The sequence below is a fragment of the Paenibacillus sp. FSL P4-0176 genome, from assembly GCF_037975265.1.
In the GTDB taxonomy this organism is placed as follows: Bacteria; Bacillota; Bacilli; order Paenibacillales; family Paenibacillaceae; genus Paenibacillus; species Paenibacillus amylolyticus.
Genome location: NZ_CP150242.1, coordinates 2,161,653 through 2,184,537, shown reverse-complemented (window position 1 = coordinate 2,184,537; position 22,885 = coordinate 2,161,653). Strand labels below are relative to the sequence as shown.

Below are 22,885 nucleotides of genomic sequence, written 5' to 3'. Positions count from 1 at the left end.
TATATGGTAATAAACGGAATCCCATAGTAAAATTAGATGTGAGTGCCTGAATACATAAATTACTAAGAGAGAAGTGAAAACATGAGCAAATTAAAGAAAGTCGGTTATGTAAGTTTGGGTGTAATTCTTGGTGCATCCTTGACTGTATCCGTTCCAGCTTTAGCAGCTACAGCCAAAACAGTCCAAGCAAAGATCAATAGCTCTGTATCCGTGATGGTAGATGGCAAAAAGATGAGTACACAGCCTATCAACTATCAAAACTTAAACTATCTGCCTGTTGGTGAGATTGGTAGAGCATTGGATGCTGATGTAAGTTTCGATAAGACTAAGAATGTAATTAACATTGAGAGTAAAGAGGATACTGCAAGTAGTAATAGTGGGAACGCTGGTAATACGTCTAATGGTGGTAATACAACCAACGGTGGAAGTACAAATGAATCTGTCAAAAGGGCTTCTTTAAAAAAGGAATATAAAGTCGGAGACTTAATTGAATTCACAGATGCCACATTTAAAGTCGTCGACGCATCACAACCTAAAGATTTTAATGACAATGTCAACGAGATAACTTTAACTGTTGAACTTGAGATTGATAAGATTCCATCAGGTTTAAGGCACGTAAATACTGCCGATTTTTTAGATTATGATGATCAATTTGAAACTGCATTGGGATTAAAAACAGGCTATCATACTGAAGATGGTGACAAATTACCTCTAAATCAAAAGCTTCAAGCGAAAATAATAGTACATGTCACAAAGGGAGATACTTTAAAACAAGTCAAAATTATGAATCCTATTGATTTTTGGGGATATGATAGTGATAGATATAAAAATCCAGAAAAAACTGTGATTAATCTATAGTTTATTGAAAGTGGGAGTGTATACTCCCATTTTTTGTTTATGCTCCTACAAACGTCTTCATGTACAAACTGGCATTAATGCGTCCCAATTGCTGAGAAGACAACTCAATCGTGTGCCATCCGGGTGTCTGAATCCACGCTGTTACGTCAACGTTATTCTCAGTAGAAGAATACACGCCCCCTCTGGTGACACCATCAATAATGATTCGAACCCCTGTGGCTGTTGTACTTTCATAAATTCCATAGTCAATTGCATGGGAATGCGAAGGCATATTTACTTGGTGCGAATGAGAGGGTACATAAACGTCATGACTATGTGATGGCATGTTTATGCTATGGGAATGTGACTGTAAGGAAATTGCATGTTGATGTCCTCCTGATGGGACCCAAGTTCTTGTCACACCGCTAACGTCTTTAAATTGTGTTCCCGCAGGCCAACCATGGTTATGTCCACCTGAACCAGTATAGGAACCCTCAGTCTGAGTCGAACCCGATACGTTCTGCGGAAGAGTAGTTGTTAAGTTAATAGTCATACTTTGGGCAGTTGTATAAGTGTCTCCTCCAGAAGCAGATGTTGTTGTCCCACCTCCTCCAGAAGCAGCACCCTTGCTATAAGCCCGGAAGCGTTCCAGTGTAAAGTTTAATTGAAATTGATGATAGACAAGTGTGCTCGGAGCAATGTAAAACTTCAGTTTAAGTGGATGGGTACTGTCTACATTGTCTGCAAGTTGAATTGTATCAGTTTGAATAATTCCATTTTCATCAAGGACAACTGTACCAAGTTTACTAACAATTTTCAGACCATATACTCCCGGTTTGTATTCCCCCAATTGGATACGAATATTCCCCTGCTTATCTTTGATGGTGAGCAAATTCCCCTCAATAGTGAACGTTCCATCATTATCAGAGATGATCAGTTTATTACCCAACAACAATTTACCAATAATTCGTTCTGCAACCACTCCATCGGGTGTCATCGCTGTTTTCCATGTGTTACCACCATCACTAGTCAGAGCAATTTGTCCATGTTGAATAATCAAAAATTTCAAAGGATCTTTTGGATCTTTAACAATGATACCTCGTCTTGAGATATCCACTGATTCATTTACCCCAGCCGTAATATTGCGCTTTACGGTATCAATTGTATTATTGAATATCTGCGATACATCGTCTGCGGTCGCTTTAGCTTGATCCCACTTATATTTGCTCATATCCAACGTTGCAGATGTGCTAATACTCTTGGTATGGTCACGCATAAATCTATCTTCATCGGTCAACAAGTCCTGAGCATTAGAAACTAACACATCAATGCTTGAGGACTCAAAGTCGTATGTAATTTCAGTCGCGTATGCCTTCACATTAATCCCCAAAACCTCATGTTCAACGGTAACAACATCGCCAATAGATAGCTTTTCTTTATTATGTTGTTCTGTAAGTATTTCGTAAAAGTTGACCAAGGAAAGATCAACAATAATTTTAGGCTCCCGAACTTTACTAAATTCCTTTTTACCATGATCAAGTAATGTTTGTGCGTCTGAATAATTATCATCGTTAATCTCTTTTTCAAACACAAACTGGTTCAGTTCAATGAGCTGATTTGGTGAAAAATTGTTCTCCATCTTAAACATATTATGTAGTACTTGAACGGATGCATTGACGTTATTGATCTGTGCTGTAAGGACTGATATTTCTGAATTCTTAGTATTAATCTGTGTCTGTTTGGCATTCTTGCTATTAATAAGAGTGTTGTTAGGTAAGCCTGTCTTATCTGTTGCGTTGTATGTATCCAAATTATCTTGAATCAGCGCTAAGTCAGTTTTCAGTGCTGTCAGTTCATTATTTTTTGTACTGAGTTGACCATTCAGTGTTTCGAGCTGCTTGAGTAAGTTATTGTACTCCGTTCCTTTATTCTCGATAACCTTATCGTAACGTGCCAAAGCGATACACAACTCATCACTCATGTAGTGACTATGGCTTATTACATCCCCATTACTGTTTTGCTTAAATGGATAAATGAAATAGGAGAAGTCTTGAATGAAATTCGTTCCTGTTGGATTAACAGACTGAATAGAGAGTCCGTCTTTACCAAATAATTTCATTCGAGTACAAAACTCATCCATATTTAATTCTTGAGTAACACCTTTCATGAGTTTTCCCATTTTAGTTTTAAACCCTTTATTTATTCCATAGCTTTCAGGATCATAAAAGTTAATCTGTCTCAACTTGGTATCCCATACAATAAGAGCATTAAATTTCTCAGCAATCTGATTCACGCCATCAAGTACTGTACCGCTAAGATCAAAAGATCGATATTTCAATTCAAACTGTGCATCCATGTAACCTACATTCCAGATTGTCTCTTTTAGGATGTCATTGAGCAACTGTTTAGCATTATAAGATACTACAGTGTAGTCTCTAATTAATTTAGCTGATAACTCGAATCCCAAACTGTAGCAACTTACTTCGATAGTATCTGAGTCATTCATTATTTTAGAGATTCTATCAATAATGTAGTATTCTGTTTCATTACCAAGTTCAAACCGAATAAGGAACCGTTCTCTAATATCATCTACGTGTTTGTTTCTTATTTTTTTCATACGTAGTTGGTCATTCAGGAACAAAGGCAAGGTAAAACTCAGTTCTCCGATGTTTCCCTTGCTAACAACTCGTTTTACTTGATATGCCTCTGTAAAATTGGCAACGGTGGATCGATTTAGGTTCGGTCTACATAGGTAAACTTTAGGTTTATCTATCTGGGTTATAAAATTTTCTTCTTCTAACAATTAAATCCTCCTAACATTGATTAAATATGTAGCGATACTTAAATGTAATTTTGCAATTACCCTTGACTTTTAATAAATTTAATCCTCGAACGAATGAAGGATACCGACCATAGACATGATCAAAGTGGTAAGTGAGAGGTATGTCTGAAGATATATCTTCTTTTTCGCAATCAATAATGACTTTTTCTCTATCAACTAAACTTGTTAAACGAAAGTTAGAATTCTCGGAATTAGAGTAATTTATAATTTCAATTTCTCCATTTCCTACTTTTTCTATTTCAATAACAGGTGCCGTGTTCATATTACCCAGATTCTGAATCATAATCTCCGATCCATTTCCCGAGTTAACAGATAAATCATATTGTCCTCCAGCGATAACAGGAGAATACGTATAAGGACTTATACTCCGCATGTTAATTGTTATGTATCCTTGTTCTAAAGCATTATGTATAAGTTTGGGACTTTCATTATAGATAACGAAATAACGTCTATCAATATTGTTAGAAAAGTATAGCTCCTTGTAATAGGGTTGATTACCGAGCCAATTAGTAATTACTCTTAGTTTCTCCTCATCGAAATTGTCTTCAAATGCAAAACTAAATTCCACAGAGAATGGACTTCTTTCAACTCCAATAAAGTAAGGAGTATCATTGTGCCTAATTTTCTCTTCTGTAATAGATTGCTCAGACATCAATTGTTCCTCTAGCATACCACTATTCAAGTTGACATTTATAAGCCCCATATCTTTACTGGTAATACCATCAAAAACAAAATACAAATCATCCCGTATTGTGATTCAAATCACCTCCATTTATTAAATTTGGACATAATAAAAAGCCCTACTTCTAGGACTTAGCAAGTTACATATTTAGTTTTATATTCTTGAATCAATTCATCATTATCAATTACGGTGGGTTGTGCTAGTCTATAAGCCTTTTTCCATGCTTCATCTTGATGGCTTCTTTCAACAAGAGTGAAGTCGCTAACTGAGTCAATCTGACTAAACAAATCATCAATAAAATGTTTGATTTCTGGATTATTATTAACTAGTTGAATTGATTGGTTCATCCTGCTTTGTTCTAGATAATAATGATCACAATACTTAGTGTAAACATCCTGAATAACAGGTCCAAACTTCCACGCTTCAAAGTCTGCTTTAAAGAGAATTTCTTCATGAATAGAAGCATAGTAAGCAAACAGAAAATACAAACTCTTATGTAATTTAATCGGTGACATATTGGGTTTCAGTTGAAGCAGGTAACAAGTAACAGTATCAACATGAAATAAAGACTTACTCATTAGATTGATTTCTTCGTGGAATAGTAGGTGTATTTTTAATTTTTTGAATCAACTCTTCGTTTACTTTCCCTTTTCCATTTAGCAGCTTATTGAATAGCTCCACCTTCTCAGGTGTGTCTAATGAGATCTCTGGACTTTTAAGTATCAATTGTCACTACTCCCTTCATCTATCTCTGCAATCATACCCTTCACCCCATGCGACATGATCGACATTATCTCTGTCCAATGTGATTACTCCATCCACGCTCGGAAGTCTTTTAGCAGTGCTCAGAAAACCACATTCAATTGATTTAAAATGTTCCCTCAGTTTCTCAGCATTCTTACGTGATCTCTCAGTTGGTTTATTCTGAAGAGAATCAAGCAATCGTTTAGCATCTTCACCTTCAAGTATTGGAGTTGAAGCTAATTGAGTTTTCATCTTTACATCCTCCTAAGTAATCCGAAAATGCTTCAGAAAATCTTTTGCAAACCAATTAATACCCTTGTGACTTAGTACGGGATCAGAGAAGTCAACTTTAGAGGCAATCACATCTGCCACTTCGATTGCTTTATCAAGAGTGAATCTCTCATCTGAGAATTTAATTAAAGCGTTAATTAGTGACAGTTTCAATGCGTCATTTGTATTCTCTTGCTTGTAGTATTGTTCCTTGTTGGCTTCAAACTGTTCGATTAGCTCTTTAAATTCTTTCATTTAATGCCTCCAAAGACTTCGGTCTTAACGTTGCAATTTATGTAACAGTGCTTGTGCTTGTTTATTGCGTTCCTTAGCTGCTTCAGTAGGTTTACTATTTACTTCATTGATAAATTGTTCAGTGTATTCACTGCCTATATAAGTATGAGTCTTAGAAATATCTATTGGAATAATCTTTACCAATCCATCATCTACGTCAACTACTGTATGGTTTTCACGTAAGTCAATCGACTCTCGATTTGCTAAACGTTCAGACATTGGAGTGTGTGAGTGCGGATTGGCTAATTTGGATCTGGTTAGTGGTGTGATAGCCTCTTTAACTTTACTTTTCATACTTCATCCACTCCCTCACTCTATTCAAATTGACTCCATTTGGCATTGCCCCAATACAGCTCTTTAGGATTTCTTTTTGTTTGCTATTCAAACCTAAATTGGTTTTAGGGATTGGTTTGACTTGCACCATTGTGCCTCATCTCCTATTCAAACTGATTGAAAAAGATTGTAAAACCACTCTACAGTCAGCATTGTGAATGTGGAATTTTGGGAATTGTTGTGATACACTATAGTCAATAAGGATATAATAAAAAAGAGCAAGGATGCTGGAACATCCCTACTCTTTACAACAGCCGCTTTCAAGGGCGGTGGCTGTGGACAGGTAATTGAAACGGGTCGCTACCTTACCGAGGGCGGCCTATTTCCTTTTGTTTTGATTATTCAATGCAATGACGATAGTTACAATCAGTCCAATTAGGGCTACAATAAATCCCCCAAAACTGATCATCAACGTCAACACATCTTTCATCTCCACAGGCATCACCTCCTTTACAGGAGACTAGCCGACCGCCCATTCAAGCCATTCTGTTGATAAGGAATATTATACCACATGTACTATAATGATGAATACCATGAGACTGATCAGAACACATCTGATTTATATGACTAATGATTGCATACGAGTCTAATGGGTTTACTTCATCATAATAGATTAATCCCCCGAACTATTAGTCACTTATGTAATACTAGAATCCTTCTTTTCTTCTTTTCGAAACAATACGTGTAAAGAAATCTTTAGCACCTGCTTCATCGGCATTCAGCCTATCTATGTATACTTTGATATCTCCATATGATGCAGGAGTAGAATTAGCCATGGAAGGTGTAAGAGTTGGCTTAATAGCATTGAAGTTAAAGTTGCTCTTAATTTTATCCGTTATCCCACGAACAATATCGACAACCTTCAGCATGTTACTAGTGTCTGATTTATTAAGTATCAATTCCTTTTCGTGTGCCAATAGGAATTTCCCCTCATTACCTATCCCAGCAGGAGTCATACCGCCAGTTTCAGCAGAGAATATCTTCATACTTACTAAATCCTTATAACTTCCATCAGGGAATCCATAAACAGAACGCAATTGATCATTCGTAGATTTGAGTGTGTTAAATTGCTGTTCAAACCCCTTATATTCCATAGATCCCTTCTCAGCCTTCTTCATTTGCTCTTTAATCGATTCAGCTTGTTGCTTGTTGCTGAGATACTCTGTCCATGCCTTTCTAGAAGCCATTGTCCCTTTAATTGTTCCAGTTGAATCTGAAGAATTACCATTATCGCTACTTCCGGGGTCTGTTACTGAATAATCGCCCACTTTAAACTTGTTCAAAGCATCCTGACCTTGTTGGAATTGATAAACTAAATTCTGCATCTCTTTTGACGTTTCGAAGATATGAGTTTTCATATTGGCAAATAGCTTGTCGTACTCTCCACCAATAATTCCAAGCGTTGCAGTCACTACGATTGCATCTTCACTCATTAGACCTTTCTTAAGATCGTAAAAATATTTCTGATCCTCAAGGATATCTTTATATTTACGCTCAGTTTCCTTTTTCTCTTTCTCAATTTTATCAAGTGCGTCTTTATGCTTTTTATCTTCTTCATCTTTGACTTTATCGTTATTTTCTTTACGAATATCAAGCTGATCCTGCAATCCTTGCTTAACAAGTTCACGCTCACGGTCACGTTGAAACTTTGCTATCTCTTCTTCAACAGATGCTAATTGCTCTTTTAGCGCTTTTCTTTTTACATCTGCTTCAATAGAGTCATCTAATGCTAGTTCATTAATGTCGCTTAATATCTTATTTCTATCTTTAGTCTTCTTTGCAAGTTCTTCTTCGTGATCATCGGAAGCATACTCTCGGTCGAGCGCTTTGAGACGAGCATTGATATAATCCTCGAATTGCTTTTGCTCATCATCAATGTTTTTGGTACGCTCTTCATGGCGTTCATCTTCTTTTTTTATTTCTTGATCGAGTGCATCCATTGCCAAGTCACGCTGTTGCTCAAGTACTTTTTTGTACTCTTCAATGATATTGTCAGCAGCAGACTCACGCATATCTTTAAGAGTCTTGTTAACATCAGATAGGGCTGAGTTAGTGTCCAGTAGAGAAAGGTTAAGTTCTTTCAAGAGATTGGTGTACTTGACTGTATCCTTAGCACTTAACTTCCCACTTGTTATTAGATGTTTCACATATTCTATTTCTTTACCAATAATTCGATTTTTTTCTTCAAGGATAGGTATTTGATTCTGTAATTCCTTGTTATAGCTGACAGAACCTTCAGTTAAACTTTTTAAATTTGCTTCTGAAATCGCAAGCATATTGTCTTGTTCGTCCAGTTTGTCATTGTAACTACCAATAAATGAATCAATAACACTCTCGCGCTTTGAATAGGTTTCTGCTTCATCAGCCAACAATTGAGTTTCTATTTCAGCAATTTGTTTATTATAGTCTTGAGAGGTGATTTTTTTTTGCTTCATTAACTCATTGATCTTTTTAATTTCTTTTTCTCTCAGTTTACGTTGCTGTTCAATTAAACTGATTTGAGACTGTTCCTCTTTACGCCATTCCTCCGAATTAACATAAAACATAGACTGCTTATTGGAGGATTTATCGATTTTATTTTGCACTTTTTCAATGGCATTAGAGTATTGTATTACCCAATCATCAATTAATTTAAATTGGTTTTCTCTCTGCTCAGTGCGAATCTCCTCAAGATCCTTTTTAGCATTTTCTTTTGCTTGAGCTTTGTCGCTTTCAGAAGCAGCTTTAGTTGATGTTTTTGTGTTAATTTTACCGTCTGAACTAGTAGTTGATTCGCCAACACCATTGATGCGTCTAGCACTACGATACTTAGGAGCCCAATAGTTATTGTTAATATCCTGCTCTTTAAGTCCGTGATCTCCCATCTGAATAAACTTGCCATTTCCTGTGTATATGCCCACATGAGATGCTTGTTCACCCTTGACTGTTTCAAAGAATACTAAGTCACCTTTTTTGAGGTCTTTCTTGTCAACGGCAGTTCCTTGTTTCGATTGTTCAGCCGCTGTACGAGGAAGATTTATGTTAAGGAATTCGTCAAACATCTCCTGAACAAATTGAGAGCAATCAGATGTTGCCCCTTTAACAAATTCTTCATATGTACCTTTGAATTTACCTGAAACTTTTTTGTACTTGAAATCCCCTTGCAAACCAAGCGCATTTGAGAGCATGGTGTCCAATTTCGATCCAGAATCACTAGAAGAAGTAGGGGAGGAGCTTGTGCCAGAGATTGAATTATAGTTGGCTAAAACTTTAGGAGCATATTCTCTTGTTTCTTTAAACGGAATATATCCCATCTGACCATTTTTAATCCATGCATTCACATTTCCAGAACCCGCATTATACGCTGCTAGAGCATATTCAACATTTCCGTTATACTTTTTGAGCAAATCTGCAATGTGTTTTGTGCCACCCGCAATGTTTTGTTCTGGATCGTATGCATTTTTAACACCCAACCCTTTTGCGGTTTTCGGCATAAGTTGCATTAGTCCCATAGCTCCAGCGCCCGATTTAGCGTTAGGGTTGAAAGTACTCTCAGTTTGAATAATGGCAGCCACGAGTCTTGGATCAACGCCATTTTCAGAAGCGTACTTATTGATTATGTCATCGTATTCACCAGAGTAACTATCACCAGAAGTGTTTGAAGTTGTAGTAACTTTGTAGGAAACAAGCTTACTTGGATCAGCGATACCTTCCTCAAGCAGTTTAGCTTTTTGTTCCAAAAGACTGTTCTCTTTCATTATCGATTTCCGATATGCGGCAGATCCTTGTTCTAGACTCTTTTGCTTATTGTGTAAAGAATTAATAGCACTTTCTACATTTTTAAGATTCTTCTGTAGATCCGTCAGAACTTCGTTGGTCTCACTGTAGGACTCATTGGATTTATCATTGGATTTAGTTGCATCATCGGTTGCCTTTTTTGCATCATTATCCGCATCAATCAAATCGCCTTTGGCACTTTTAAGAAGACTAAGTTCTGCCAATAGACCCTTTAATGCCTCTTGTTCTTTTAGATAATTACCAAATGCGCCATCCTGTTGACTTCTACGTTGTGCAGCATACAGTTGTTCAGCCACCTGTTCCGAAATCTGTCCAGAATTTAGTTGTGACTCTAACTCAGCTACTCTTGCTTTTTGCATGACTTCCCATGCTTGCATTTCCTTCTTGTATGCCTCAATACGATTCTTGGTTTCATTGATAGTTGTCTGAGTTTTTCTAATTTCTGCGTTTACTGAGGACTTTTCTTCATTTTCTTTTAACTTTATGTATCTCTTTATAGCTTCGCCACTTAAACCCGTTACTTTTATGAAGTCATGATACTTATCATTCATCTTTTTAATCGTATCAGTTGATAAACGATTCTTTTTTGTCATTTCAGATGATGCCGTATTGAGTAAATCAATTGACTTTTTTGACTCACTAACAAAAGATACAGTTTTGCTAATCTTTTGTGACATCTCATCTGTTCGAGCTATTGTTTCATCTATGGTTGAATTAAATGAACTAAGGGAGTCTTCGGCAGAGTCAACACCTTCAACAACTGGCTGATAGTTTAATTGGGAGATTGCACCGCTAAGACTATTAATTGCGTTTGAAGCGAGTGTACCAATACCGGGCAATTTCTCTAAAATCTTTACACCTTGTTCGGTAGTCGATATGTTTCCACTTTGAGCTGCATCGAAAACTTTGGAAATGTCGTTTTTGAGTTCTGTTAATGGGATTTTACTTTTTGCGGAAGCATCAGAATAAATGTCAATCATCTGACGTGTAAGACCATTGATTTTTACATTATTGCGTTCTTGCTCGTCGACGTAATTTTGTCCAGCAGCCTTCAACGCTAAGCCTTTTTTATTTGTATATTGTTCAAGTTTAACTAAGGACTCACTGTAGGCTTCTTCTTCAACTTGCAATGCTTTAGCAGCATTTTGATAGTGACGAGTATTAGCATCATATGAACGATCTGAAGTGCTGGTTTCGCTCAAAATTTTAGCTCTTAGATCGTACTCTTCTTGTGCAATTCGTTTGCTTTCTTCTCGTACAGCAAGCTGCTCTTTATATTTTGAGATGTTCTTCTCAATATCTAGTGCATTTGCAGCATAGTCAAGTTCTGCACGATCTCGTTCAATTTTAATCTCTGCTTGCTTCAGTTCAATTGCAGCTTGAATAGCTTCATTGTTCGTTTGAATTGAATTAGTTTGACCATCAATACCTTGAACAGTTATTCCATACTTAGAAGACAATTCGCTTTCAATTTGAGCTAGTTTGGCTTTTTCGTCAAAATTGAGAGCTGTTTTCTTGGAGAGAGTATCGTATTCCGACTGTAATTGCTTTAAATTAGCTAAGTCATATTGTTTCTCATTGAGCGCTTCTGCTTTATCCGTAAAATCTTCTGTTGCTTTAGTTGCATCAGAGAAGAGACCAACAATACCTTCGATAGCTAATCCGAGACCAAAGAATACAGCACCTACACCTGAAGCAATTAAAAGTCCACGAAGAGCAACTTTGGCTATATTGGCAGCACCAGATAAGCCCATAAGCGATATTTTAGATGCGATATTAGACAATGAGAATCTATTTAAACCTGCTGAAGCTGTACCAGTTTGAATAGTTAGACCAAACATGGAGGCGATGGTCTTAGTCATCTCTACAATAAGCATACGGAAACCGAGATGGAGACCCAGTAATGCTACGCTTGCCGCCCCGAAGATGACAGGGAGAGCACCAACTACATCGACTACTTTAGCAACACCGTTTAACATGGAAGCTATGAGGGAGGTAAGGGTTACAATTGAATCAGAGATTATTGCATCTCCAAATGCTAGGGACATAGTTTCCCATGCAGTTTTCATCTTCTGGATTCTTGCTTCGAGGGATTGCATGTATTTTTCATTTTCTCGTGTAGCTGAACCTTGAGAATTCATAGCAGCTTCTGTAGCTTCAATAGCAATTGGAAAATTCTGCATAAGCGCAAGAAAACGAGTTAACTGATTTCGACCAGCGAGATTTACTGCCGTGTTCTGTTGTGTTTCCTTGGACAGTCCATTCCATTTACCAGCCAGTTCAGCCATGATATCAGAAACATCACGAGTTTCACCGCTCAAATCGCGCATAGAAACTCCAGCTTCTTTGAGAACACCTTCAGATTTATCCATAGTTGTAATACGAGAATATATTGATTTTAAACTATTGCCGATAATTGAACCTGATTCTCTAGTGGCGGTTGCAATGGCGGTTGTGTGTCCCAATAATTCTTCCATAGAAACACCGAATGTGTTTGCACTTGCTCCAGCTCTGGTCATTGACAATGCTAAGTTCTGGGTCGTAACTGCGAAGTTGTTATCTATTTCATTCAATTTATTGGCAATTTCTATACTTTTCCCAGCTTCAACATTAAAGATTGTCATTGCCGCTGTGAGTGTATCTACCGATTCTTGAGGTGTTAATTCGGAGATATTCTGAAGCAATGTAGATGTTTTAGCCAAATACATTGTGTCATCTTCATGGAATCCCATACGTGCAAATCCGATAACATTCTCATTGACCTCTGTAATACTTCGACCTAATTCATTCGCTAATTGAATACTTCTACTCATCATGCCTTCAAAGTCTGTTGATTCATCCATTACACGTTTGAGTTGTGTTACTTGGCTATCAACTTCAATGACCACACTGACCATATCTCTCAAAGCTCGTGTAACCATATAAACAGATGAAGTTGCACCTGCCCACACAGCTACCTTCGAAGCAGCATCACCAAAACGTTGTCCTAGTGTTCTAGTTTCATTTCCAGCCAACTTAGCCTGAGATGTAATCTGTGTTAACTTAGTCTGCAACTCTGTTAATGCATTCTTGTAATTACTAACTTTTGATACATTGCCCAATTGAGCATTTAACGCATTCAACTCAGCAACAGCAGAGGAGTTACCCTTAAACTTAGTTTGTGCTGCTGTAATTTTCGCTTGCATATCAGCAACAGCCTTTTGCCTGTTTAAATTCTCTGTTATAGCTGCTGAATGAGCCTTATCCAATGCATCACGATCACGAGCAATCTTCTGCTCCTCAGCAAATCGAGTCTTCAACTGATTAAGAAACTGTTGATTACGCTGTTCTTCTTCTTTGAGATTCTTGTTAATCAATGCAATTCTTCTTGCTTGATCCTCTTGCAGCGCTTGATAATGTGCTTTATCCAGTGCTTCGGATTTCTTTAGTGTATCTTCTTTTTGCTTCAAATAATTGTTTAGCTCAGAATAGTTTTTAACATTTCCAGCGTTATCTAAATTAACTGTTACTTTTTGATTACTATCATTCGCGTATGTATTCTTGCTACCCGTTACTTCTCCAAGCTTGTTTTTGGTTGCTCTCGAACTTGCTAATGTGTATCCATTCAGTTCCTTAGATAAATCATTGAGAGTCTTTTTCTGATCATTTAACGCCTTAGTTTCTTCATTAATCTTCTTGGTGGTCTGAGTGATGATTGAACCGTTAGCCAGTTGTCTCTGTGTTACCTTTTCAATTGACCCATCCAGCATTTTAGTAGTCTTAACTGACTCATTGATTACTTTCTGTTGTTGTTCGAGTGCAGTACTTAACACTTTAGTAGCTGCAACAAACTCATTCATTGATTTAACAAATGACTTGTCAACATTAATTGATAGATTCAGTTTTTGAAGAGACGGATGCTTGGCTATTGCCTTAATTTCATCATTGATATTTTTCAGGCTTATACCAACATTTATGCCAGCTTCCACCATGATTTTTAATCTATTATCCATTTACTTGAACCACTTCCTTTTTGCTTCTTTTCTTTATAAGAGAAATAAAAAAGAAGCGACTCAAGATCGCTTCTCAGTGTTTGCTCATATTTTGTTTTTTTATTTCTTGTCCACCTTAATGTTCTGTTGTTTGAGTCCAGCATACAAAGCTGCTACATGCGCTCCAGTATTTCTCAATTCTTCCCTTGTCGCTTCGGTGAATGGACGCGGAATACCTGAATACTGAAAATCGTATGTATACCCCTTACCTGTTTCTACAATTTCAGCTACATTTCTATCACCATCTGAACGTACATTTTCAACGATAAGCGTGTCATCGTTGATCAATTTAGATTCCATACTATCCTCACTACCCAATCTTCCTGTACGTTGATATACACTAGGAGTATATGGATCATACACTTCATCTTGTACTTTATCCTTCATTACTGTTTTAATAGTTTGAGCTACATTGCTATTCAGCGCTTTAGATACTGGCTGTTGAAGTTGTTTCAAGAACCTAACTAAATCCTGCTGTGTCTTAACTTGCATTTGAAACTTCCTGAGCTTGTGCAACAGAAGCGACAGCCATTTCAGCAATTACCTTAGCTGCTTGTTGTTGAGCTGCTTTGAATCTTTGCTCAAGTTTATCCAATTCCTTCCGTGGAAATGAATTGATTACTTCATTCGTGATTCCATTGTCCATAAACTTTCGCGAGATACCAATCAAGCCACCCAAATCAATCTTTTTAGGAAAGGGTAGGTCAGTGAATTTTTTCATCACCAAAACATTGAATAGACTCAGGGTTCCACGGATCAATACATCATCAAGTTCAGTTTTGTTTCGCAACTCCTCTACTAAAGCAATGTATTCTGTTACCACATCTTCCATCAATGATTCTCGGAAATAGGTATGCACATTTACCTCGTAATTTTCAGATGTTACGTAAATCGTTTTTCGTTGGTTATTTTTACTATCCGTAGCATTCAATTTAGCAAGCGTTAATTTATTCGAGTTTGTCATTATTTCATCTCCCTTATTTGTTCATGTACTCATTCAATGCTTTAATTGCTATTTGAGCTCTTACATCCCATGAATTGTTGATCGCTACTTCAATACGTGCCTGTTCTTTATCCTTACTATTCTCGTCAATGGCACGTTCAATAACTTCATGACAATTATCGATATTCATGAAATCAACAACATCACTAAAATTTGCTACTACATCTTCAACTTCAGTTGCAACGACTGGTTTACCACTTGATAGGTACTCTTGCAATTTAACCGGGTCACACCCCTTCATCATCTCAGTCAACTTGAATGGGATCATAGCAACATCAAAATGTGAAAGGTAATAGGGTAACTGAGAATAATCTTTGTGTTCAAGGTTTGCAATGTTTGGATGGTCAACTTCAAGTGGATAGTAGACATTTTTGCCAATGAGTACAACATTGAATTTCTCGGCAATCTTCCTAATCAAGTCGATGTCTAACCATGAAGCCAGAGCTCCATAGAATCCAACTACTTTTTTATCATTATCAAAGCTCGGGAAGTCGGCTGGCTTTTCAAGTTTTTTACGAGCCTTTTTAAAGTGATCATAGTCGCCGCCATTTGGGCAAAGGAATACTGGTTTATCATTGTTTTCTTTGTGGTTCTTATAAAGCAAATTAGCTGTACAGGAAATAGCATCTGCTTTCTGAACAGCTTGTTTTAAATTTTTTGCCCAAAATGAAAACTCCTCGACTGGATTGTCGATTGCATCAAACACGGTGAAATCCTTTTTAACAGTGAGGGGGTAGTCGATGTGCTCGGGATATGAAACCCAATAAACAACCTTACCTTTAATCAAAGATTTATAATCTGAATGACCACTTACAACATACATATCCTTGCTGATCTCAACAATGGGTTTGGGTAGCTTTCGATACATTTCAGAACTCATAAAGATTGAACGTACATTTTGGATTTTTGACATAGCTCGTAACAGTTGCTGAGGACGTTGAAATAGCAAATAGTAGTCAACTGTTGGTGGATATATTACTGTGATTTGCTGGTCTGACTTCATTAATTCATTTCTCCCTTTTGATATAGTTTTAAATGTACTGGTGACATAATATGATGAGAATATGCAAACAAATCACAAAAAAGCTCGAAGCCATTGTCTTGAGCCATCTTACAAAAATATGCATCCTCACCTTGGGAATGAAACCCGTACTTTACTGTCTTATACACTGACCTATCTAACAATATCACTGCTCCGGTTAGATCAACTCTTTGAACGCGAGAGCATAGTAAATTAGAAGCACTTTTAATGTAGTAATTTCTGATGTGACGATATTGCCCATTGTCATCTAAATTCATAATATTGGGATAGAGATAAGGTTTTTCATCGTTCGTTAGATAGCCATTGTAGATCAAACCCGATATAATCTTCTTGCCATGTTTAAGCAGCTTAGTAATAACATCAGGTTTTACAAGGATATCAGTATCGATAAATATCAGTTTATCGGTTCTGGTTTTGCTCATAATGTAATTCTTTAAGTTGCTCAAATGTTTATATATGTATGTGTTTCTAATTGTAAAATCTCTGCAATCAGCAGGGATATTGTTGTTCATGACATCGATTCTAATATTGTTGTATAGTCTTTTATTGTCTTTCTTGAATTCTGTTAATAACTCGAATGTTCTGTCTGAGCTGTCATTCACAACAAAATGTAAATCAATAAGAGATTTAGGATAATTGATCTCAAGTATTTTCAATAGATATTGAGGAATTATCCAATCTCTGTTACGTACTGGCGCAGCAATAGTAATAGTTTTCATATTCATCACCTATAAAAAAAAGGGACCAAGCCAATTAGACTTAGCCCCTATGTATTTTAATCTTCCAACAAATCGATAACTACCATCGCCGTAGACTTGGTATCTTTCAGTACTTCACAAGTAAACGTAAATGGTTGTGGATCACCTGTAGATGCCATACCGATAGAGAATCCCGGCAGAACTTTAAGTTTTGGCACAGTGTATAGTGCTTCAACATCTTTTCCGTCTTCGTTTCTCCACATGGTAGTTCCTTCAAGAAGATAAGTACCCGGGAAGACATCTGAGAACACAGTCATGCTCTGAGTCGTATCAGGTGCATTGTAATAGTAATCAGCAATGACTTTCTCACCTACTGCCAAACCTGCAAAATCAATCTCTTGTGAAACAGGAGTTGCAGAAACCAGTTTCTCACCAATAGAAGTACCATCGACTGTACGATAGAAAAATGCTGGTTTAGTTGTCAAAGGCTCTTTTGCAAGGGTAAGTGTATCAACCTCTTCAATAGTAATAACCTCTTTTTTATGTACAGGTTTAATGCCTTTCTTAAACTCCGAACCAGTAAGAGTACCCAAAGATTCTTTTGAAATCAAGGCATCTTCCATATTCAATGTAACGTCTTTCTCAGAATCCCATCCAATCAGTTTGGGGTGTCCTTTGCCTCCGCGCGCATATACTGTTTGCGCTTGGAACTCAAACGTAGAAGTCGTAAGACTTTCAAGATAAACTACTGGCTCTCCTGTTGCTGGATCTTTCAATACTACGTCCATAATTTCGCGTGAACCATATCGACTCATTTATAATTTCCTCCAATAATTATGAATACACAAATAGAGCAGCCCAATAGACTACTCCCCTTTGGATATCCAGTGTTTTAGTTTTATGTTTTTTGAATCTGCTCCATGTAATAGAGCTTGAATATTAACTTCATACTCATCAAGCAATTTCATTCTATTGAACTGATCATTGAATTGAAAGAAATTCAGATCGAATACATTTAGAAGATTAATTCCATTAGCGTTGGAACATAGTACAGAGATTAAATCAAGGAAGCTTAGGGAGTTATCCCCATTATCATCCTCTTTTAATTGTCTTAATTTCCTCTGTCTGGCTAACATCTTCTCTCTAAGTTTCTTGGCGTTTTCATTCAACGGATTAAAATTATCGTCATCTTTTGAAACTACACAATTTTGAATCTTGATAATGTTTGTAATCACATCTACTTCTTCAAATGAAAATTTTTCTTTACCTATGACTAATGATTCCATGTCTGGAGAGAGTCCAATTTCCTCGTCAATAAAAAAAGAGATTGCCGATAGATACGCAACCAGAGAATCGCTATCTGCCTCCATTAATAATTCAATCATACTAAAATCTACTTTCACAGCTTCTTCTGATGGTGGTAGTAAGTTTTCAACTGCTAAATTCACTATGTAAAGCTTATGATTGTATTCCTCGTACCCCATATCGATTATTGAGTTTAAAGTTTTAGGTGCTATAGTTAAATTCTTGTATAGCGTGGGTTTGTTGGCAAGTGTTCTAAGTTTTACGGCTTCTAGGTTAATCAATTCTTCTCATACATTTTATATGCTATGTAAGAACCGTGATACTTTTCATTCACTGCCAAGTTTCCCATCTTTGCATACTCCAACTTACCAATCCCCGCAACTCTAACATCATTAAAAAGCTCATCAATCTTATTGATTATATAGTCTACTCTCAGCACTCCATGATCGGTTCTGAACAACTCTTGGTGTGTGAACACCTCAAAAATTACCATTCCAGTCTTAAAGACATTGTTTACTGGTTTAAAATTATCGAAAGTCATTGTGATAAATGTCTTCTTTTCCCCAAGCGTTTCAGGAATAAAACGATAAGGCATGACCTGTTCATATATATAATCTTCTGAATTAGCAACTGGTTCTTTTTCAAGGAAATTTCGTTCATTGTAGACTAGTGCCCTCATAATGTCCTCATTACCTGTGATCATGCTTAGAAAAGTATTCTTGTCCTTCGCCATATCTTTGAATCTAGACATAGCACACCTACTTTACAGTGTAATTTCGACGAATCTTATAATCCAGTGGCCCAACCTCATCAACTTGACGAGTATCATCAAATGTTGAAATGATGGTTAGCAATTGTGCTGGTGTTTGTGGTACAGTCCTATGAATCTCTTCACCACGACTGTTGTGTACAGTGAGTACATATTCATTGCCTGTGACAATCAAATCGCCTTGCTCATAAATTACACTTACACACTTAAGGGCATCAACAGCACTACCCTTGTTAACATGCTTCGTTTTATCAAAGGCAATTTTTAATTTATTATCAGTGCCAATTGAATAGGCATATTCATACTGTGGATCTAGAGACACATCTAAGTCAGCATCAATAATTTCAACTGTTGGAGTAGCACTCATTACAATGTCTCCATCCAGTCCAGATGAATGTTGCTTAGATAGTGGTAGCGGTGAATAAACTAGATAGTTATTAACTACTCCTTCAATAAACTTTTCTACCTTTAGTTCTCCGAGCCTTACAATAGCTTGTCCCATGAACACGCTCCTTTACATTAGTGGAATTATCTTAATTCGCTTATACCCAACAGATAATCTATTGAGATTCTGTACATGTAGTTGCACATACAGAGGAACTTTGATTTTAGTGAAATCAATATTGCTTGCTGCTTTAATCGTACACTTGTTGTTGCCTTGAGAAGTAATAGATACATACTTACTAGGCGAAATTCCATCATCTGAAGTCAGCACAAACAGACCCTCATCTTGCCATGGAGAGCCGTTCATTTGGAATTCACATGCATATGTACCTTCTTTACCAGACTTGATTGAATCATTACCTGAAACTGTTGCAGAGTATTCATTCCTAATACTGTCTACCACCAAAACCCTGATATTCTCAGATAATCCTTTGTAATTAATAGTGATTTCTGTCTCTCCAACTTGTTTAGGTGTAAACAGTCCTGTGGAATCAATATCACCAATTTCATTGTTAATTACAATGAATTCAAGGGAAGGATTTGATATAAGATTATTGCCTTTTCTTACTTCAACGTTTAATTGAATAGTCTGGTTGATACCAATACTGTTGATATCATTGTTGAGTAACTTCATACTATAAGGTGTATATCGATTGTAATCTGCGATGCCTAATTCAAAGTTATCTTTTGATGTATCTTCTTGGTCTGATTGTAAGCTGAGATTAACCAAACCTTCATCGGAAACGTAATCATTATCGATCACCTTAAAGACTTCACCACCGAAAATAAATCGGTCATCGCGCTTAATTTTTCGAGTATGCTCATTAAGTTGTACAATTGTTTGTCGTCTACCAGCAGGTAAATTCATCACCTTTCCCTCTTCAACACCAAAGTTTGATTTAGCATTAAAGTAAAAGACAGTTGGATGCGATTGAATATCACCATTGTCATCAATCCATTTAAGATATAGATTACAATATTTGGCTTCCCACTTCTTATATAAAACATTCTCTACATTATAAGTAACTATAAGCCACTTCTGACCATTATCTAATTCAACAATATCTCCAAGTTTTAAGCTACTATCTTCACCTATAATATATTTCATCAAGTCCGTTGATGAGGTTTTATCATTCATAGTCACTTTAAGTCTACGACCATTGACAGTAACTTCCTCTGCCTCTAAACTATGATTTATTGAATAGCTCAAAATTTTATTTGCGTCATGTTTGACCTTCTGCTTAAACGAATTGTGATAATTAGAATAGTCCTTCATTGATTGTCTCCTTACATAAAATCATCAAGAGTATTGACAATCAGTTCTTTAATATTCTCTTTTTCATTTGAAACCAAAGTCTCCAGTGCTTTCAATTGAGACTGGAAGTTTTTAAGTCCAATATCTTTTGCAAATGGCTGCCAAGTGCTTGAAAAATGAATTAGTTGATTTCGAAGAAAGTTTAATCTCAAATAGTGTGCGAGAATCAAAAGATCATCATCGCTTAATTTTTGATTGACTGATTCCAGTTCATCATCACACATAATTTGAGTTCTCATTTTGTTGTTGAAGTCTCTAACAGCACTTCGAATTACTGCATATATCTTTTCATTAGTGTCTGGTAAGTCAATATCATCTACCTTACACCTTGATAAAAACTCTTCGTATATTTCGTCATAAGAAGTCATAAAAAACCTCCTTTACTCGCCGAACAAAACATCTTGGGGAATATCCATCCACTCAGCCAAAAATTTCAGTTTTCCTCCACTGAGTTCTTCAGACATTTCTTTAGCAATATCAATGACGAACCTCTTTTCAGAAGCTTCATTGATCTTTTCGAGTGCACTTTTCATTGTCGCTGCATGACCATTAAGCAAGTTGATAATATCTTCTTTACTATGAGAATTATTCACATACGATTCCTTGTCTTCTCCCATATTAGTGACAATATGTTGAGCTTCTTCATTATCATCGATAATTACTAATTCTCCAGACTTGAAGCAAGAACTATTCATTTGAAGCCAACTCACAGCTTCAATGGGGATTTCCTTGATATCAAACTTACTTTTTTTACTGCCAGCCCATTCATACGTACTTACTTTAGTACCACCATTATGTTTGAAATTGAAAACATACGGCGTATTTCTATAACGTGCAATTTTAATCAAATCTGTCATCATAGTTCTCCCTTAGAATAATATTAAGGGGAAATTAATCCCCTATGATTTTACAAACTAACAGCCGCATCTTCCTTGATATATCCAATTGCTTCACCATATAGCAATTCAATTGCTGCTTCTTGTGTGATTTTCAATTTAATACGCTCATCACTTGGGTCTTGTTCTGTGAATTGCTTCATGCCACCATACTCAACAATAATGAACGGCTTTTGAGATACGCTACCAGCAAGCATGTAGCCCTCGTTAACAGGCAACTCTACTTTGCTATTTGTACTGTTTGTAAACGGATTGACCAAATTTACAGCCGTTGTACGACCGATGGATGTTGGATTAAGTGCTGTACGAAGCTCTTCACGGAGCTCGTCAGTCAACAAATCTTTGTAGACACCAGTTGTTTGTTGATTTGCAAAATAATCAATCAAAAGAGTGTCAGCGATAAATACAGGACGACCACCATACCGTTGTAATGTAGAAGACACTTTATTGTAATCAGCCAAAGAGATATTACTACCATTCTTAACGTTAGCAGCAGGGATTTCACCTGAAGTAATTGCCTTTTGGAACAATTTAGAAATTTGTTCCATATACAGCTTGACTTTAGCATCTCCAATATCATCAACCAATTTACGGAAATTCACAACCGAATCATTAACTAAATCAAGAGGGTCGTAACTAAAGCCTGTTTGAAATTTATAAGGAGTAGCTACTTTTGTTTTCGCTCCAGCCAAACGCAACAAATCAACACTTGATCCATTTGCTGCCCAAACAACCTTTGCATTGCGCTCTTGTGGGATTTTGTATTGATAAATATCGCCAAGCTTACGAGGAATCATATTAGCAAGCAATTCAATTACTTTTGTTACTTTTGGTTTTGCAATCTTATCTGCCTCTTGAACAATCAGGTTATTAAATTGGTGTAGCATTGAAGGGTCTGGAGTGCTTGACCCATCCCCGAAAACACGAGAACAGTATTCGCTAATGTACTTTTCATCATCCGTTGAAGTGTTGTTTACATCAAGTACGCGACTAAACAGTGCTTTAATTTTTGTGTCATTGTAGATCATTTATTATTTCCTCCTAGTATAAGAACAGTATTACTGAACTTCCAATCTAATATTTTCAGTACCTAAATCGAGACCTGTATCATTTTCATCGGCAACAACGGTGAATTTAATCCGAGCTTCTGTATAATCAGCATGTGGACTTGCAGCATTTGATACAATGTACTTCTTAGTAGCAGGATCAAAGTGTGCAACATTACCCTTTGTAATTTCTGTTAGTCCAGTATTAGCCGTATAAGCAGAAGTTTGATAGCGCAATCCATCTCGCAAGCGCACAATCCGACTACGTTCGCCTACGTCATTGAAGAATTCGTTCAACTCTTCACCCAAATATCTACGCTCAGGAGCAGCAATCAAATATTGTTTGTTTTTTACATCTGACAGCTGAATGCAAGTACGCTCTCCTTCAACATTGAATCCCAACTCCACAATCGTAAAGTTGTCAATTGGAGTCGCTGTAACAATTGCTCCATTTGCGATATCCTCAACTTTCCAACTATTGAGCTGTCCTACTGCATGTGTGCCTTGTTTAGTTAGTGCTTTAAGTCTTTCTGTAGCCATTTTATAGCCTCCGTTAT

Annotated in this window: 23 protein-coding genes; 1 reads left to right on the top strand and 22 read right to left on the bottom strand. The window is 36.7% G+C overall.

The features are described 5' to 3' along the window. The first annotated feature begins 81 nt into the window (after positions 1 to 81). Entirely contained in the window at positions 82 to 858 is a 777-nt protein-coding gene (locus tag MKY95_RS10215; RefSeq protein WP_339198616.1) for a hypothetical protein, read from the top strand. 37 nt (positions 859 to 895) lie between these two features. Here the strand turns inward: MKY95_RS10215 and MKY95_RS10210 are convergent, their stop codons facing one another. The 22 genes from MKY95_RS10210 to MKY95_RS10105 all read right to left on the bottom strand — a co-directional run bounded on the left by MKY95_RS10210 (position 896) and on the right by MKY95_RS10105 (position 22,868). Continuing rightward, entirely contained in the window at positions 896 to 3,640 is a 2,745-nt protein-coding gene (locus tag MKY95_RS10210) for a phage tail spike protein (RefSeq protein WP_339198613.1), read from the bottom strand. Between the two features lie 10 nt (positions 3,641 to 3,650). After that, on the bottom strand, positions 3,651 to 4,418 hold the full coding sequence (locus MKY95_RS10205) for a phage tail domain-containing protein (protein WP_339198611.1): 768 nt from the start codon (positions 4,416 to 4,418) through the stop codon (positions 3,651 to 3,653). A gap of 74 nt (positions 4,419 to 4,492) precedes the next feature. After that, the gene (locus MKY95_RS10200) at positions 4,493 to 4,939 is read right to left on the bottom strand and encodes a type II toxin-antitoxin system antitoxin SocA domain-containing protein (protein ID WP_339198607.1); all 447 of its coding nucleotides are present in this window, start codon (positions 4,937 to 4,939) and stop codon (positions 4,493 to 4,495) included. A 163-nt stretch (positions 4,940 to 5,102) separates the two neighbouring features. Continuing rightward, positions 5,103 to 5,357 carry a hypothetical protein gene (locus MKY95_RS10195; RefSeq protein WP_339198604.1) on the bottom strand — a complete coding sequence of 85 codons (255 nt, stop codon included), beginning with the start codon at positions 5,355 to 5,357 and terminating at the stop codon, positions 5,103 to 5,105. A gap of 12 nt (positions 5,358 to 5,369) precedes the next feature. Beyond that, entirely contained in the window at positions 5,370 to 5,630 is a 261-nt protein-coding gene (locus MKY95_RS10190) for a hypothetical protein (protein WP_339198601.1), read from the bottom strand. A 24-nt stretch (positions 5,631 to 5,654) separates the two neighbouring features. Further along, positions 5,655 to 5,963 carry a hypothetical protein gene (locus tag MKY95_RS10185; RefSeq protein WP_339198597.1) on the bottom strand — a complete coding sequence of 103 codons (309 nt, stop codon included), beginning with the start codon at positions 5,961 to 5,963 and terminating at the stop codon, positions 5,655 to 5,657. Next, on the bottom strand, positions 5,953 to 6,093 hold the full coding sequence (locus tag MKY95_RS10180) for a hypothetical protein (protein WP_339198594.1): 141 nt from the start codon (positions 6,091 to 6,093) through the stop codon (positions 5,953 to 5,955). The genes MKY95_RS10185 and MKY95_RS10180 overlap by 11 nt, the downstream gene beginning before the upstream one ends. A 228-nt stretch (positions 6,094 to 6,321) precedes the next feature. Beyond that, positions 6,322 to 6,438 (bottom strand): putative holin-like toxin, encoded by a 117-nt coding sequence (locus MKY95_RS10175; RefSeq protein ID WP_339198591.1) that lies wholly within the window; start codon positions 6,436 to 6,438, stop codon positions 6,322 to 6,324. A gap of 211 nt (positions 6,439 to 6,649) precedes the next feature. Continuing rightward, the gene (locus tag MKY95_RS10170; RefSeq protein WP_339198588.1) at positions 6,650 to 13,771 is read right to left on the bottom strand and encodes a phage tail tape measure protein; all 7,122 of its coding nucleotides are present in this window, start codon (positions 13,769 to 13,771) and stop codon (positions 6,650 to 6,652) included. A 99-nt stretch (positions 13,772 to 13,870) separates the two neighbouring features. Then, positions 13,871 to 14,302 (bottom strand): hypothetical protein, encoded by a 432-nt coding sequence (locus MKY95_RS10165; protein WP_339198585.1) that lies wholly within the window; start codon positions 14,300 to 14,302, stop codon positions 13,871 to 13,873. Beyond that, on the bottom strand, positions 14,292 to 14,774 hold the full coding sequence (locus MKY95_RS10160; protein WP_339198582.1) for a hypothetical protein: 483 nt from the start codon (positions 14,772 to 14,774) through the stop codon (positions 14,292 to 14,294). The genes MKY95_RS10165 and MKY95_RS10160 overlap by 11 nt, the downstream gene beginning before the upstream one ends. 13 nt (positions 14,775 to 14,787) lie before the next feature. Then, on the bottom strand, positions 14,788 to 15,816 hold the full coding sequence (locus tag MKY95_RS10155; RefSeq protein WP_339198580.1) for a hypothetical protein: 1,029 nt from the start codon (positions 15,814 to 15,816) through the stop codon (positions 14,788 to 14,790). Beyond that, positions 15,816 to 16,574: a hypothetical protein gene (locus MKY95_RS10150; RefSeq protein WP_339198576.1), complete on the bottom strand. Its 759-nt coding sequence runs from the start codon at positions 16,572 to 16,574 to the stop codon at positions 15,816 to 15,818. Before MKY95_RS10150 ends, MKY95_RS10155 begins: the two co-directional genes overlap by 1 nt. Positions 16,575 to 16,630: 56 nt before the next feature. Next, positions 16,631 to 17,368, bottom strand: coding sequence for a hypothetical protein (locus tag MKY95_RS10145; protein WP_339198573.1), 738 nt, complete (start codon positions 17,366 to 17,368; stop codon positions 16,631 to 16,633). A gap of 51 nt (positions 17,369 to 17,419) precedes the next feature. Further along, a complete protein-coding gene (locus MKY95_RS10140; protein WP_339198570.1) occupies positions 17,420 to 18,139 on the bottom strand; it encodes a hypothetical protein in 720 nt (239 codons plus the stop codon). After that, a complete protein-coding gene (locus MKY95_RS10135; protein WP_339198568.1) occupies positions 18,136 to 18,591 on the bottom strand; it encodes a hypothetical protein in 456 nt (151 codons plus the stop codon). Before MKY95_RS10135 ends, MKY95_RS10140 begins: the two co-directional genes overlap by 4 nt. Positions 18,592 to 18,616: 25 nt before the next feature. Next, positions 18,617 to 19,129 (bottom strand): hypothetical protein, encoded by a 513-nt coding sequence (locus MKY95_RS10130; RefSeq protein ID WP_339198565.1) that lies wholly within the window; start codon positions 19,127 to 19,129, stop codon positions 18,617 to 18,619. Positions 19,130 to 19,141: 12 nt separating this feature from the next. Continuing rightward, positions 19,142 to 20,347 carry a hypothetical protein gene (locus MKY95_RS10125; RefSeq protein WP_339198562.1) on the bottom strand — a complete coding sequence of 402 codons (1,206 nt, stop codon included), beginning with the start codon at positions 20,345 to 20,347 and terminating at the stop codon, positions 19,142 to 19,144. 11 nt (positions 20,348 to 20,358) lie between these two features. Then, positions 20,359 to 20,754 (bottom strand): hypothetical protein, encoded by a 396-nt coding sequence (locus MKY95_RS10120; protein ID WP_339198559.1) that lies wholly within the window; start codon positions 20,752 to 20,754, stop codon positions 20,359 to 20,361. A 12-nt stretch (positions 20,755 to 20,766) separates the two neighbouring features. Next, positions 20,767 to 21,246, bottom strand: a complete 480-nt coding sequence (locus MKY95_RS10115) for a hypothetical protein (protein ID WP_339198556.1) — start codon at positions 21,244 to 21,246, stop codon at positions 20,767 to 20,769. 47 nt (positions 21,247 to 21,293) lie between these two features. Next, the gene (locus tag MKY95_RS10110) at positions 21,294 to 22,310 is read right to left on the bottom strand and encodes a hypothetical protein (RefSeq protein ID WP_339198554.1); all 1,017 of its coding nucleotides are present in this window, start codon (positions 22,308 to 22,310) and stop codon (positions 21,294 to 21,296) included. 30 nt (positions 22,311 to 22,340) lie between these two features. Continuing rightward, positions 22,341 to 22,868 carry a hypothetical protein gene (locus MKY95_RS10105; protein ID WP_339198551.1) on the bottom strand — a complete coding sequence of 176 codons (528 nt, stop codon included), beginning with the start codon at positions 22,866 to 22,868 and terminating at the stop codon, positions 22,341 to 22,343. Positions 22,869 to 22,885 lie beyond the last annotated feature (17 nt).